Origin of the sequence: uncultured Psychroserpens sp. (assembly GCF_947503375.1) — a bacterium.
In the GTDB taxonomy this organism is placed as follows: Bacteria; Bacteroidota; Bacteroidia; order Flavobacteriales; family Flavobacteriaceae; genus Psychroserpens.
Window position 1 is genome coordinate 461,650 of record NZ_CANNDQ010000001.1, and the last position, 14,600, is coordinate 476,249.

The following is a 14,600-nucleotide window of genomic DNA, read 5'->3' on the forward strand; positions in this document are numbered from 1 at the left end:
TTTTTAACTTATTTTACTATCTTAGCATTTATTTAAAAGACAAATATATAACATTTTACAAATTAAATCAAACAAAATGTTTAATTTTTTGTAAAAAGTTTAAATTTTATAGCTTTTGTTATTATGGAACAGATTGACGAAAAAATCACGGCTATTATTAATTATTTTCATTTAAACAATTATGCGTTCTCAAAGCGAATAGGTGTTACAGGAACCACTATTGATAGTATTGTTAATGGAAGACCACAATCAGACGGCACTCGAAAAAAAACAAAACCAGGTTATGATGTTTTGTCTGCAATTATTGATGAATTTGATATTAATCCTGATTATCTTTTTGGTAAAAGCGATGTTATGCTGAAGTCTGATATACCAAATACTCCAACATATTCTGGAATGCCTCAAGTGATTTCTACAAACCCTGAAGGCGAAGAAAATGTAGTTTATGTGCCAGCAAAAGCTAGAGCGGGTTATTTAGATGGTTATGGTGATGCAGAATACATAGAAACCTTACCTGCCTTTCATATGCCTCAACTTACAAATGGAACCTTTAGATGTTTTGAGGTTCAAGGCAACTCTATGGTTAGAACTTTTTTTGATGGTGATCTAGTCTTTGGAAAATACGTCGAAGATTTTAGTGATATTAAAGATGGTCGTGTGTATATTATTATAAGTAAAAATGATGGTGTAGTCTTAAAGCGTGTAATTAATCGTATTGAAGAGCGTGGTAAGCTAATTCTTAAAAGCGATAATAAAGATGGTAATTACCCAACATATACCATTAATGCCGATGAAATTATGGAAGTTTGGTATGTAACCATGTTTGCTTCAAAACAAATGCCTGAACCTGTAGATGTTTACGATAGGTTACATGAGTTAGAAAGTAAGATCGTTGATTTAGAACAGATGGTATCAGAAAAAGCTAAAAACTAAATGGCGTTATCGTATCCTAAAAAGGAAAAGTTAAAAAGCAAAAAACTGATCGACCAACTATTTACAGAAGGTAAGTCTGTTTCGGCTTTTCCTTTGCGCTTGGTCTATTTACCAACTTCTTTTGAAGGTGACATTCAGTTTAAAACAGGGGTTTCTGTTAGTAAACGTCATTTTAAAAATGCTGTTGATAGAAATAGGATCAAACGATTGTTGCGAGAAGCATATCGGCTCAATAAAACCTCATATTTTAACAACATTTCGTCTTGTTATGCGTTAATGATTTTGTACATTGGTAAAGATGGAACAGATTTTGATTCCATTAACGCTAAAATGAAACAACTTTTAGATGTTTTTTCTAAAAAAGCGTCTTAACAATAAACCTACAAATGAAATATCGATTACATAAACGTATTGCTATTCCTTTATTAGCTATAGCAATATTCTTTAGTGGAACCGCTTTTAAAAGTGAATTCTTTGAGATTGCAAAACAAATAGAAATTTTCACCACATTATTTAAAGAGCTCAACATGAATTATGTTGATGATACTAATCCTGGTGATTTGATGGATACGGCTATTAAAAGCATGTTAAATGATCTGGACCCTTACACTAATTATTATAACGAACAAGACGTTGAGGCCTCAAGAATAAATAATTCTGGTGATTATACAGGGATTGGTGCTAATGTACTTACTTTAAAAGACAAGCTTGTTATTATTGAGCCTTACAAAGATTATGCTGCTGACAAAGCGGGTTTGAAAGCAGGTGATGAAATCGTAAAAGTAGATAATGTTAGCGTAGCAGATTTTAAAGATGATGCTGGTAACTTACTACAAGGTGCGGCTGGATCTGAAGTTATGGTTACTTATGTAAGGCAAGGCAAAACACAAACTGCTACTATTAAAAGAGAAGCCGTTGACATACAAGCTGTTCCTCATTTTTCTATGATTAATGATGAGGTTGGCTATGTAGTATTAACTAAATTTAACCGTAAAGCCTCATCAGAAACCAAAAGCGCTGTAAGAGCATTAAAAAATCAAGGCGCTAAGAAATTGATCCTTGATCTTAGAGGGAATCCAGGTGGTTTATTAACTGAAGCTGTAAATGTCACCAATATTTTTGTTCCAAAAAATCAATTGGTGGTTACTACAAAATCTAAGGTTAAAAAATATAACAAGACCTATTACACGCAAAGAGACGCTGTAGACACAGAAATACCTCTTGTGGTATTAATTGATGGTTCAAGCGCTTCTGCCAGCGAAATTGTTGCTGGTGCACTTCAAGATCTAGATCGTGCAGTAGTTATAGGTGCTAGAAGTTTTGGTAAAGGCTTAGTACAACGTCCTAAAAAACTTACCTATGGTACTCAAATGAAGATTACTATTTCGAGGTATTACACACCATCTGGTCGATGCATACAAGCGTTAGATTATTGGAATAGAGATGAAAACGGAAAAGCAACTCGAGTAAAAAGAGAAAACTATAATGCCTTTAAAACTAAAAAAGGACGAATGGTTTATGACGGAGGAGGTATTCAACCAGACCTAGAACTTGAGGCAACAAAACTTAGTCCGATAACTAAAGCTATTTTAAACGAAAACCTGATCTTTAAATATGCTACAACATATTATTACAACAACACGTTAAATGACCTAAATGGTTTTAAGCTTACAGATTCAGATTTTAATGATTTTAAAGCCTTTTTAAACTCAAATAATTTTAATTTCGAAACCAAAGCAGAAAAAGCATTTGCTGAAGCATTTCTTATCGCTAAAGAAGAAAAAATTGGAACTGCTATTGATTCTGATTATGAAGATCTACTGAATGCATTAAACCATTATAAAACACAAGCTATAGATAGTAATAAAGAAGAATTATTATCATTATTATCTGATGAAATTGTAAAACGTTATTTTTATAGAGATGGTCTATACACCTATTACAAAGCCACAAATCCTGAGATTCAAAAAGGAACTGAAATTTTAAGTTCAAACTCTAATTATAAAGGGTACTTGGATTAACTTTTGAATGAAAATAAAATAGCCTATATTTATTGGGCGTGTTTGATAAGTAAAATGAAAATATATAGTCTCATCACATTGCTTTTTACATCGTTTTTGTTTGCACAGACAGAAACCATGACGCATGAGGTATATTTTGAAACTGACAAATTCGAAGTGCCACCTACAGAGCATTACAGATTGCTTTTATTTTTATCAGAAATTGAAACTCTTGATATTCAAAAAGTGTCTATTTACGGCTTTACTGATGATAGAGGAAGTGATTCTTATAATTTAGTTTTATCTCAAAATAGAGCCAATTCAATAAAAACTATATTTTCTAATAATGAGTTTGATGAATCGATTATCACAAATGTAGATGGAAAAGGTGAAATATTACTTAAATTAGTAAAGGAAGAAGATATTCATAAAATTAGAGGTTTAAATCGAAAGGTTGAAATTATTGTTCAGCCCTATAATCCTCCACGTGTTCAAAAAGCTTTAGAAGAAAAGCCTAAAGTTGAAGATATTATCAAAGGAGAGTTAAAAGCTGGTGACAAATTTACGCTAGATAATATTTTATTTAAAACAGGTTATAGTAAGCTTTTACCTGAATCTAAACCAGTACTCGAAAATCTTGCAGAAGCCCTTTTAGAGCGAAAAGATATTTACTTTACAATTCAAGGTCATGTATGTTGTACTCAAAACAGTAGAGATGCTATTGATCGAAAGACTAAAAAACGTAATCTATCTGTAGCAAGAGCAAAATTTATCTATGATTACTTAGCTAAGAAAGGAGTTAGTACTAGGCGTATGAAATATGTTGGTATGCGTCGAAAATTTCCTTTAGGTGGTGATCCAAAATTTGATCGTCGTGTAGAAATCTTAGTGACTTATGTTGGAGAAAGTCAAGGTAATTAAGTTCTTATCATAGCTATATGTGGAATATCGTCTTCAAGATACTCCTCTCCTACTTCAAAAAATTGTAAGTTATTATAAAAGCGTTTTAGATAGGTTTGAGCCGAAATCTTTATTCTAGTTTCATTGAATCGTTGCTCAATAGCTTTAATTGATGCATTCATAATTTCATAACCGTAGTTATGGTCGCGTTCTGATTGTTTAACTACTACTCTACCTATACTTGCATGTTCAAAATAATCTCCTGGTTTAAAAACTCTCGTATACGCTACTAACCTATTGTTTTTATAGCCGATGACATGTAATGCACTTTCATCTTTACCATCAATATCTTGATATACGCAATCTTGCTCAACTACAAAAACTTCAGCACGTAACTGAAGTAAATCGTATAACTCATTAACTGTCAAATCGTTATATGTTTTAGTATAAATCTTCATTAACTTATTAGTCTTGTACAATTACATCTTTTGCATCACATTTTCCAAATTCTGGTTGAATATTCACATGATTGATTCCAAAATTTTGATATACTAGTACTTCAATTTCTTTTAATACGATATCAAATTCTGATAAAGAAATATCGTTTTTAAAATCAATATGTGCTTCTAAATGAATCTCTTCTTCATTTAACTGCCATATATGTACATGATGTACATTTTTTATAATTGCTATGCGTTGTATCGCTTTTACAATATCTTTTACTTGAATAGATTCTGGTGTAAATAGCATTAATACTTTAAACGAATCTCTAAGTAGATTATAACCCATTATAACCAAATAAACAGCGATAGCAAAAGTTAAAACACTATCTACCCAAAATACCTGATAAAACTTCATTAATAATCCACCAATAAATACTGCTACACTAGCCATCATGTCTGTAAGGAGATGTAGATATGCACTCTTCATATTCATATTAGTAGTGCTATCTTTTTTAAGAAGTAAAACACTAAAACCATTACCAAAAATAGCAACTAGAGATAACCATATCACTAAATTAGATTCAATTTCTTTCGGATTTTGAAAACGCTCAACAGCTTCAATAATTAACAGAATTGCTACGATAATTAACGTTGCTGCATTAATAAAAGCGGCTAAAATTTCAGCACGCTTATAACCAAATGTTTTTTGAAGCGATGCCTTTCTTTTAGTAAGTTTATTAGCAATATAACTTACAATTAAGGAAATGACATCATTAAAATTGTGAAGTGCATCACTAAGAAGTGACAAGCTCCCAGAGAGTAACCCTCCAATCACTTGAGCCACAGTAATGACAATATTTAATAAAATGGAAATAAAAAGATTTCTTCCTTTTAAATCGCCATGAGAATGTGAGTGATTATGAGAATGAGAATGACCCATTTAGCATGAAATAGGAATTTTATCAACGCGTTTTTGATGGCGACCACCTTCAAATTCGGTATTTAAAAAAATATCTACAATTTGAATGGCTTGTTGTATAGCTGTGAAACGTGCAGGAATACAACAAATATTAGCATTATTATGTTGTCTTGTTAACTCAGTAATTTCTTTAGTCCAACATATTCCTGCTCTTACTTTCTGGTGTTTGTTTGCCGTCATTGCAACGCCATTAGCACTGCCGCAAATTAAGATGCCAAATTTTACTTTAGATTCTGATACATCTGCAGCTACAGGATGTACAAAATCTGGATAATCTACACTATCATTCGCATTAGTTCCATAGTTATTAACTGTAAATCCTTTAGATTCTAAATATGTTTGAATCGCTTGTTTATACTCTGTTCCTGCATGATCGTTACCTATAGAAATAGTCATAGTTATGAAGTGTTGTTTAAAAATATAAAGTTACTAATTGCTAATAAAAAATTGAACTTAAAAACAGTTTACTTATCCATAAGTAATAATTTTAAAAAATAATACCTATATAAGCGTTGTTAACTTCTTAGTGTTTTATGTTTTATTACTTGTTAATATCTTCTCTTAAGTATTTAAAACTTTTATTAGGATAATCAGGTAATTTTTACAAACAATATATAATATAGAATAACCTAAAAAGTTAGTTGTTTTTTTTAGTCGAGTTATAAGTATAAAAATACTAAGATACCAACATTACTTTTTACAATAGTTATTAAATTTTAGTTGTCAACAGTACTTTTCAACAGCTGTTAATAGTTATCTAAATTCTATTTATAATGAATGAGTTAACTTTAAAAACGATGTTAATTACATATGAATTGAATTCTATAAGTCATATTTCAAACAAAACTTCAAAAAAGTTATTATATCTATCAACACACTATAATAACCATCATTTATTTTTAAAATTTTAAAAAGAAAAAAGATGATATAATTATATATGTTGATAACATTAATAATGTGTTATTTTAAAATCTTTATATTTAATATAAATAAACTATCAATGAAAAAACTTATACTCTTATTTTTCTTAACTCCTTTTTTTAGTCTAGGTCAAATTCAAATTGGACAAACTTTAATTGGAGATCCATTAGATTCTCGTTTTGGAAACAAAGTATGTATGAGTCATGATGGAAATGTAATAGCAATTAGTTCTTTATCTTTTAGTTTTAATAATGGTAAAGGTAATACTGTAGTATATAGAAAGATTAATGATTCTTGGGTTCAAATAGGCCAAAACATTGTCGGAGATTTTGATTTTGATAGTTTAGGTTTTTCTGCAAGTTTAAATAATGATGGTAGTATTATTGTATTAGGTGCTCCTTATAATGATGATAATGGATCGAATTCTGGTCATGTAAAAGTATTTGAAAATAGTAATGATACTTGGGTACAAAAAGGGCAGAATATTATAGGAGAAGCATTTGGAGATCAATCAGGATTTACAGTTAGTTCTGATGCTTCAGGTAATATCATAGCAATTACTGCTTCTTTTAATGATGGTATTAGCAATAATGCTGGTCATGTAAGGGTTTTCGAATTTATTAATAATACTTGGACTCAAATTGGACAAGATATAGAAGGTGATATTAATGGAATACAATCAGCTTGGTCAATCGATTTAAGTATTGATGGAAATACTATTGCAATCGGTTCACCTTTTGTTGATATTAATGGAGCTGCTGCTGGTCATGTTAGAGTTTATCAAAATATAAATAATACTTGGTCACAAATTGGAAGTAATATAAATGGTTCTGAAGATGACTGGTTTGGATACTCATTGAGTTTATCACAAAATGGAAATAGAGTCGCTATTTCTTCTACAGATAGCGATGCTGACGGACCATTATTAGGGTATATAAAAGTTTATGAAAACATCAATAATAATTGGATTCAAGTTGGTAACGATATTACTAATACCATAAACAGTATTGGTTTTGGATGGGATATAGAAATTAATGAAGAAGGTGATCTTTTAGTAGCTTCTGATTTTAGTAATAATGGAGGAAATAATGCAGGAAGTGTAAGAATTTATAGTTTAAGTAATGATACTTGGTCTCAAATTGGAAATATATTAGGTGATATTGAAGGTGCTGAATTTGGCACTTCTATAGAGTTAAACCTAAATGGGTCTTTAGTAGTAGTTGGAGCTCCTTATAGTAACATAGGGAATAGTGCAGGTGAAGCTAAAGTATTTAGTATTGAAGATTTACTTTCAACCAAAAAATATTCAGTTTTAAGTTTCAACCTTTTCCCAAACCCAACAACACATCAGTTTACAATTAAATTAAATAATACTTCTATTTTAGAAAAAGTAACGATTTATAACATGTTAGGACAAGAAGTATCAACATCAAAAAAATTAACAATAAACACCAAATCACTTACTTCTGCAACGTACATCGTAGAGGTTCAAACCACTCAAGGTAAAGCCTCTAAAAAACTCATTATTGAATAATAGTTTACATCATTTTCGTAATAATTTAACGCTAACAAAACACAATTAAATATTTAAACCGTAGATTTGTAAAAACTTAATAACATTTCTTCCTCCTTTTATTAAGTTTTTAGAATGAATTCCTAACACTTTTAGGAAACGAAAATAGATTACAAATAATAATGACAAAACGAAAAAAAAGGAAGCCTTCACATAACAAGATTTCCAACCTTACAAATACAATTCTTAGTATTTTAAAAAAAGAAAGAAACCAAACTTTTAATTACAAACAAATTGCTGCTAAACTTGGTGTCAACGATGCGAGTAGCAGAAACCAAATCATAAAAAAACTTCAGCAACTCAAAGCTAAACAAGAAATAGAAGAAGTAGATCGTGGTAAATTTAAAGCCATTATTAATACCGAGTATCATACTGGTGTATTAGATATGGCTGCAAGAGGTTCTGGATATATCATTAGCGACGATTTTGATGAAGATATCTATATAGCATCTAATAACATCAACAAAGCCTTAGATGGTGACGAGGTAGAGTTTTATGCGTATAAACGAAGAAAACGTGGTAAAATCGAAGGTGAAATAACCAACATTGTTAAACGCGCTAAAAGCGAATATGTAGGTGTGATTCAAATACACAAAAATTATGCTTTCGTAATACCTGATGGGAATAAGATGTATACCGATATTTTTGTACCAATCAATAAGATTAATAAAGCCGAAGAGGGCGACAAGGTTTTAGTTACTCTAGAAGATTGGCCTGAAAAAGCAGATTCTCCAAACGGAAAGGTGTTAAAAGTACTAGGAAAACCCGGCGAACACAATACAGAGATTCATTCCATTTTAGCAGAATATGGGTTACCTTATGAATTTCCTCATAATGTTGAAAATTATGCGAATACATTAGATACATCTATTACAAAAGAGGAAATTTCTAAACGTCGTGATATGCGTAACGATTTAACCTTTACTATTGATCCAAAAGATGCTAAAGACTTTGATGATGCCTTATCTTTTAAAGTTCTAGGAGATAATTTATTTGAAATTGGTATACATATCGCTGATGTGTCTCATTATTTACAAGAAAATACGATTCTAGACGATGAAGCATATGAACGAGCAACATCTGTTTATTTAGTTGATAGAGTAGTACCAATGCTTCCTGAGATTTTATCAAATGGCGCATGTTCATTAAGACCACATGAAGAAAAGTATACGTTTTCAGCAGTATTTAAAATGAATGATAAAGCTGAAATTAAAGACCAGTGGTTTGGTAGAACAGTCACTTATTCTGATGCGCGGTTTGCTTATGAAGAAGCACAGCGTATTATTGAGACAAAAACCAATGTGATTCCAAAAGAAGTTTCATTAACAGGTAAATCCTACAAAGCAGACCAATTAGTTACAGATGCAATTTTAAAACTTGATAAACTTGCAAAAATAATGCGACGTCAACGAATGAGCTCTGGAGCAATTTCATTTGATAAAGTTGAAGTCAAATTCAATCTAGACGAAGCAGCAAATCCTATAGGTGTTTTTTTTAAAACCAGCAAAGACGCTAATAAACTTATTGAAGAGTTTATGTTGTTAGCTAATAAAAAAGTAGCCGAATTTATAGGAAAACAAAATCCTAAAAAAACATTTGTGTATCGTGTTCATGACGAACCAGACGATAGTAAACTTGCATCATTACAAAACGTGGTTGGTCGCTTTGGATATAAGCTTAACTTTAAAGACCGAAAAAGTGTATCGAGTTCTCTAAATAACTTACTTAAGGAGGTTGTTGGAAAGAAAGAACAAAACTTGGTAGATACACTAGCTATAAGGACAATGAGTAAAGCCGAATACACCACACATAACATAGGCCATTACGGATTAGCTTTTAACCATTATACACATTTCACTTCCCCTATTCGTAGGTATCCTGATGTGATGGTACATCGTTTATTACAACATTATTTAGATGGTGGAAAATCAGCTAATGAAGAGCTATACGAAGAACGATGCAACCATTCGAGTAATATGGAAAACTTAGCGACCAAAGCAGAGCGAGACTCCATAAAATATATGCAAATTCGTTTCATGGAAGATCACAAAAACGAGGAATTTGTGGGCGTAATCTCTGGTGTAACAGATTGGGGAATTTATGTAGAGATTATTCAAAATAAATGTGAAGGCATGGTAAGTGTTAGAGACATGAAAGATGATCACTATCAATTTGATGAAGATCATTATGCTCTAATAGGAAAAAACACTAAAACCATGTATCAACTTGGTGATGAAGTTGTTGTTAAAGTAAAGAACACCGATTTGGTTAAAAAACACCTAGATTTCACTTTAATTGGAAAATACGAAACAAATTAAATCCCAAACCCATTCGTAACATTTTAACTAAAGCAAATACCAATTAGTAAACCGATAAATTATGATCTTAACAACGACAAATTCTATTGAAGGGTTTAAAATTTCTGAATATAAAGGTATAGTAACAGGTGTAGCAATGAACGAAAAAAAATTAGCAATGGGTTTTAGTGTGTCTAAATATTATAAAGCCATTCAAGAAAGTATAGATAGTGTAAAAGAGCAAGCATTTCAAAGATTAAAAGATAATGCCAAACAACTCAACGCTAATGCTATCGTTGGTATTAAAGTAGAGATTGAACTAACCACAAGTAATTATGCTATGGTATCTGTAACTGGCACAGCGGTTCATGTAGTTTAAAATATGGAATAAACTGTAACGTTTTAATTTTTGTATCATCCTTATAAGGCACACAAACCGTAAATACTATAAAATAAATTCCCAATGAGACATATTTTAGCAATAATATTATTAGTTACAACTTCAATAGTAATAGCTCAAAACCCAAAAGAAAAAGACGTAGGTGATTTTACAGAAGTTAAAGTTTTTGACTTAATAGAAGTGAATTTGATCAAATCAAATAAAGCTAAAGTAGAAATTACTGGAGACGACATCCAAGATGTTGTCGTTATCAATAAAGATGGGAAGTTAAAAGTTAGAATGAAAACAGACAAGATATTCAATGGTGATCGAACATTTGTGGCTGTATATTATACTAATTTAAAGACCATAGACGGGAATGAAGGCGCCTATATCTCTTCTAATGAGTTGATTAAGCAAAACTATATTGAATTGAGAGCTCAAGAAGGTGCTCGGCTTAAGATAGGTTTAGATGTCGACAAAGTTGACATTAAAGCAGTTACTGGAAGTGTCGTAGAAACAAGAGGAAAAGCGATATCACAAAACATTACCTTAAATACTGGAGGTATTTACGAAGGAAAATCATTTCAAACCCAAAATACGACTGTTAATATAAAAGCTGCTGGTGAAGCAGATGTATATGCGTCTCAAGTAGTAGAAGCAAAAGTCTTAGCAGGAGGCGATATTTTTATTTACGGCAACCCAGAAAGTATACAGGAAAAAACAACTTTGGGAGGACGAATAAAACGCATGAACTAGTATTTTCTTTTTTATTAGTTTTGTAGGAAAGCTATTTCCTGTATGTTTGATGATATTCTTGCAGCTATTCCCTTCGGAATCATTCTTGCCTTTACTATTGGTCCAGTATTTTTTGTACTGTTAGAAACCAGTGCTACTAAAGGTTTTAAGAGCGCTTTAATATTTGATCTAGGTGTTATTTTAGCCGATATTGTTTTCATAATTTTAGCTTTTTACAGTACCAATAAACTTATAGATAAGATCAAGGATGACCCCAACTTTTTAATATTTGGAGGAGTTTTATTAGTGGTCTATGGTTTGATATCATTTGTAAAAACATCCAAATCGTTTCGATCTATAGTCAGAGAGTATCATAAAGTTGAAATAAAAAAGAATGCTTTTGGCAAATTATTTATTAAAGGATTTTTACTCAACTTTATTAATATTGGTGTGCTTTTAGGATGGTTGGGTTTTATCGTTATTGGTAGTTCAATAACAGAATCTAAAAACGGTGTAACCATTTTCATTGTTACGATGCTGAGTGTCTATTTTTTAACAGATTTAGTTAAGATAGCATTAGCAAAACGATTAAAGAATAAATTAACGCCAAGGCTTATTTTTAAAACTAAAAAAGTAATCGCTTTAGTAATATTAGGCTTTGGAGTACTATTACTAACTCAGGGCTTGTTTCCTGAATTATACGAAAAAAGCAAGGAGCAAATTGAACGTGTCAATCCAATAGGTGATTAAAGAAAAAACCCTCAGGGAAATTTCCTGAAGGTTTTTGAGGCGTCTAGCGGATTCGAACCGCTGTAGAAGGTTTTGCAGACCTCTGCCTAGCCACTCGGCCAAGACGCCAATATTCTATCAATATAGAAAACTCAAGTTATAATAACAAATGAGGAAGGCAAATGTAAAAAAAATTACCTTTTTACACTATTTACTTTTGTTTTTTTCGTTTTTCAGTCATTTTTATGGTGACCATCTCCACATCTCCTCCTATAGGTGGATTTAGTTTGCTCACACTAATTGTAGCTTTTTCAACCAATTGATCTTCATTAAATACACGGTCTAAAATACGTTTAGAAACAGTTTCAAGCAACTTAGATGATATCAACATTTCTTCTTTAACTATCTTATTTAAAAGTACATAATCAACAGTATCATTTAAATCATCTGTTTGTGAGGAGTTTCCTAAATCTGCTTTTATTTCTAGATCAACACGGTAATCACTACCAATTTTTGTTTCTTCTGTTAAACAACCATGATAGGCATAAACCCTTATATTTTCTACTTTTATTATTCCCAAAGCATTCTAATTTTAAACAAATATATTACACTAATATTTAATAACTTTGCCTATTATTTTAAAAAACATGTCTGAAGAAAAAAAATCACTCAATTTTATTGAGCATATCATAGAAGAAGATTTAGCTAATGGAATGTCTACAAACGACCTGCGTTTTCGTTTTCCTCCTGAACCCAATGGGTATTTACACATAGGTCATACAAAAGCTATAGGTATTAGTTTTGGTTTAGGCGAAAAGTACAATGCACCTGTGAATCTTCGTTTTGATGACACAAACCCGGCTAAAGAAGAACAAGAATATGTAGACGCTATCAAACGTGATATAAAGTGGTTGGGCTATGAGTGGGCAAATGAATTATATTCTTCAGATTATTTTCACAAACTATATGATTGGGCAGTTCAACTTATAAAAGATGGTAGGGCATATGTAGATTCTCAGTCTAGTGAAACCATGGCTGAACAAAAAGGGACACCAACACAACCAGGAGTTAATAGTCCTTATCGCGATAGAAGTGTAGCTGAAAACCTTGATCTGTTTGAGCGAATGAAGAATGGTGAATTTGATGAAGGAGAGCACATTCTTAGAGCAAAGATAGATATGCAACATCCAAATATGCTCATGCGAGATCCTATAATGTATCGCATATTGAAGAAACACCACCATAGAACAGGAAATGAATGGTGTATCTATCCAATGTATGATTGGACACACGGAGAAAGCGATTATATTGAACAGATTTCCCATTCGTTATGTTCACTTGAATTTAAGCCTCACAGAGCGCTTTACGATTGGTTTAAGTCACATGTGTACAATTATGCATCTGAAGAGCTACCAATGCTTCCTAAACAACGAGAATTTGCACGTTTAAACTTAAGCTACACCATTATGAGTAAACGTAAATTACTTAGGCTGGTTGAGGAAGGTCATGTTTCTGGTTGGGACGATCCAAGGATGCCAACGATTTCTGGGCTAAGACGTCGTGGTTATACACCAAACTCTATTCGTAAATTTATTGAAAAGGTAGGTGTAGCTAAACGCGAGAACGTAATTGATGTTTCGCTTTTAGAGTTTTGCGTGCGTGAAGACCTTAACCAAACAGCACCACGAGTTATGGCTGTTTTAGATCCTGTAAAACTGGTAATTACTAATTATCCAGAGGACAAAGAAGAATGGTTAGATGCTGAAAATAACCCTGAAGATGATGACGCTGGCTCAAGAAAAGTACCATTTTCCAGAGAATTATATATTGAAAGAGTTGATTTTAAAGAAGAAGCTAGCAACAAATTTTTTAGGTTAAAATTAGGAGGAGAAGTAAGGTTAAAAAATGCTTACATTATTAAAGGCGAGAGTGTTGTGAAAGATAGCGAGGGACATATTCTAGAAATCCATTGTACTTATACAACAGATACTGAAAAGAAAGTTAAAGGCACATTACATTGGGTTTCAATCAAACACGCTATTAAAGCTGAGGTTAGAGAATATGATCGATTATTTATGGATGAAGCTCCAGATAGTCACCAAGACAAAGACTTCATGACATTTTTAAATCCGAACTCTTTAAAAGTGATTGATGCCTTTGTTGAACCTAGTTTAGCTAATGTAAAAGCTGGAGAACGTTTTCAGTTCCAGCGAATAGGGTATTTTAATGTTGATGACGATTCTAAACCTGAAAAGCTGGTATTTAATAAAACAGTAGGCTTAAGAGATTCTTGGGAAAAACAAAAGCCAAAGCAAGCACAAAATCAAACGAATAAAACAAGCCAAGCACAACAAAAGCGTCCAGCTATTGAGGTTATCAAGCAATTAGGGAAGAAGTATACCAACTTACCTGAAGCAAAACGAGAAAAATCTAAAGCTGAGATACTAAAATTAGCAAATGAGGTGAGCTATGAAGACCTACAACCATTATTTAATACAGCTGCAAAAAAAGTAGGCACACGCATTGCGACTATGTTAACGCTTAGTGTCTTGCTTAAAAATGGACAAGATAGAAACGACGATATCAATTCATTTATTGAAAAGGCATTAGAAGACAAAAATGAGCTTTTGGTTTCAGAAGCTAGAACCTTATAAACTTTACAGATTATATAGTTTTAAAACCTCAACAAAACTTACTTTGAGGTTTTT

The 14,600-nt window shown here is 31.7% G+C and carries 14 protein-coding genes and 1 tRNA gene; 10 read left to right on the top strand and 5 right to left on the bottom strand.

The window, feature by feature from the left end:
- The first annotated feature begins 123 nt into the window (after positions 1-123).
- From Q0876_RS02020 to Q0876_RS02035, 4 genes are read left to right on the top strand one after another with little or no spacing between them, the layout of a single operon-like run.
- Positions 124-933: a S24 family peptidase gene (locus tag Q0876_RS02020; RefSeq protein ID WP_299223511.1), complete on the top strand. Its 810-nt coding sequence runs from the start codon at positions 124-126 to the stop codon at positions 931-933.
- Positions 934-1,305: a ribonuclease P protein component gene (gene rnpA / locus Q0876_RS02025; RefSeq protein WP_299223513.1), complete on the top strand. Its 372-nt coding sequence runs from the start codon at positions 934-936 to the stop codon at positions 1,303-1,305.
- Between the two features lie 14 nt (positions 1,306-1,319).
- The gene (locus Q0876_RS02030) at positions 1,320-2,954 is read left to right on the top strand and encodes a S41 family peptidase (RefSeq protein WP_299223515.1); all 1,635 of its coding nucleotides are present in this window, start codon (positions 1,320-1,322) and stop codon (positions 2,952-2,954) included.
- Positions 2,955-3,008: 54 nt separating this feature from the next.
- Complete coding sequence (locus Q0876_RS02035) at positions 3,009-3,854, top strand: OmpA family protein (protein WP_299223517.1); 846 nt, start codon at positions 3,009-3,011, stop codon at positions 3,852-3,854.
- On the opposite strand, the gene Q0876_RS02040 is transcribed toward Q0876_RS02035, so the two are convergent.
- The 3 genes from Q0876_RS02040 to rpiB are packed head-to-tail and all read right to left on the bottom strand — an operon-like array spanning position 3,851 to position 5,651.
- Positions 3,851-4,291, bottom strand: coding sequence for a GNAT family N-acetyltransferase (locus Q0876_RS02040; RefSeq protein WP_299223518.1), 441 nt, complete (start codon positions 4,289-4,291; stop codon positions 3,851-3,853). The two genes, Q0876_RS02035 and Q0876_RS02040, sit on opposite strands and share 4 nt — an antisense overlap.
- A gap of 7 nt (positions 4,292-4,298) precedes the next feature.
- Complete coding sequence (locus Q0876_RS02045) at positions 4,299-5,216, bottom strand: cation diffusion facilitator family transporter (RefSeq protein ID WP_299223519.1); 918 nt, start codon at positions 5,214-5,216, stop codon at positions 4,299-4,301.
- A complete protein-coding gene (gene rpiB, locus Q0876_RS02050) occupies positions 5,217-5,651 on the bottom strand; it encodes a ribose 5-phosphate isomerase B (protein ID WP_299223520.1) in 435 nt (144 codons plus the stop codon). It abuts the gene before it with no gap.
- A gap of 604 nt (positions 5,652-6,255) precedes the next feature.
- On the opposite strand from rpiB, the gene Q0876_RS02055 reads away from it, so the two are divergent.
- The 5 genes from Q0876_RS02055 (at position 6,256) to Q0876_RS02075 (ending at position 11,913) form a co-directional block, all read left to right on the top strand.
- The gene (locus tag Q0876_RS02055) at positions 6,256-7,710 is read left to right on the top strand and encodes a T9SS type A sorting domain-containing protein (protein ID WP_299223522.1); all 1,455 of its coding nucleotides are present in this window, start codon (positions 6,256-6,258) and stop codon (positions 7,708-7,710) included.
- 161 nt (positions 7,711-7,871) lie between these two features.
- Positions 7,872-10,067: a ribonuclease R gene (rnr, locus tag Q0876_RS02060; RefSeq protein ID WP_299223524.1), complete on the top strand. Its 2,196-nt coding sequence runs from the start codon at positions 7,872-7,874 to the stop codon at positions 10,065-10,067.
- Positions 10,068-10,128: 61 nt separating this feature from the next.
- Positions 10,129-10,425 carry a YbjQ family protein gene (locus tag Q0876_RS02065; RefSeq protein WP_299223525.1) on the top strand — a complete coding sequence of 99 codons (297 nt, stop codon included), beginning with the start codon at positions 10,129-10,131 and terminating at the stop codon, positions 10,423-10,425.
- Between the two features lie 84 nt (positions 10,426-10,509).
- A complete protein-coding gene (locus tag Q0876_RS02070) occupies positions 10,510-11,184 on the top strand; it encodes a head GIN domain-containing protein (RefSeq protein ID WP_299223526.1) in 675 nt (224 codons plus the stop codon).
- A gap of 42 nt (positions 11,185-11,226) precedes the next feature.
- Positions 11,227-11,913, top strand: coding sequence for a LysE family transporter (locus tag Q0876_RS02075; protein ID WP_299223527.1), 687 nt, complete (start codon positions 11,227-11,229; stop codon positions 11,911-11,913).
- Positions 11,914-11,950: 37 nt separating this feature from the next.
- Here Q0876_RS02075 and Q0876_RS02080 read toward each other — a convergent pair.
- Together Q0876_RS02080 and folB are read right to left on the bottom strand one after the other, a co-directional pair.
- Positions 11,951-12,021 (bottom strand) — tRNA-Cys (locus Q0876_RS02080).
- An 82-nt stretch (positions 12,022-12,103) separates the two neighbouring features.
- Positions 12,104-12,472, bottom strand: a complete 369-nt coding sequence (gene folB / locus Q0876_RS02085) for a dihydroneopterin aldolase (protein ID WP_299223529.1) — start codon at positions 12,470-12,472, stop codon at positions 12,104-12,106.
- Positions 12,473-12,539: 67 nt separating this feature from the next.
- On the opposite strand from folB, the gene Q0876_RS02090 reads away from it, so the two are divergent.
- Positions 12,540-14,546 carry a glutamine--tRNA ligase/YqeY domain fusion protein gene (locus tag Q0876_RS02090; RefSeq protein ID WP_299223531.1) on the top strand — a complete coding sequence of 669 codons (2,007 nt, stop codon included), beginning with the start codon at positions 12,540-12,542 and terminating at the stop codon, positions 14,544-14,546.
- Positions 14,547-14,600 lie beyond the last annotated feature (54 nt).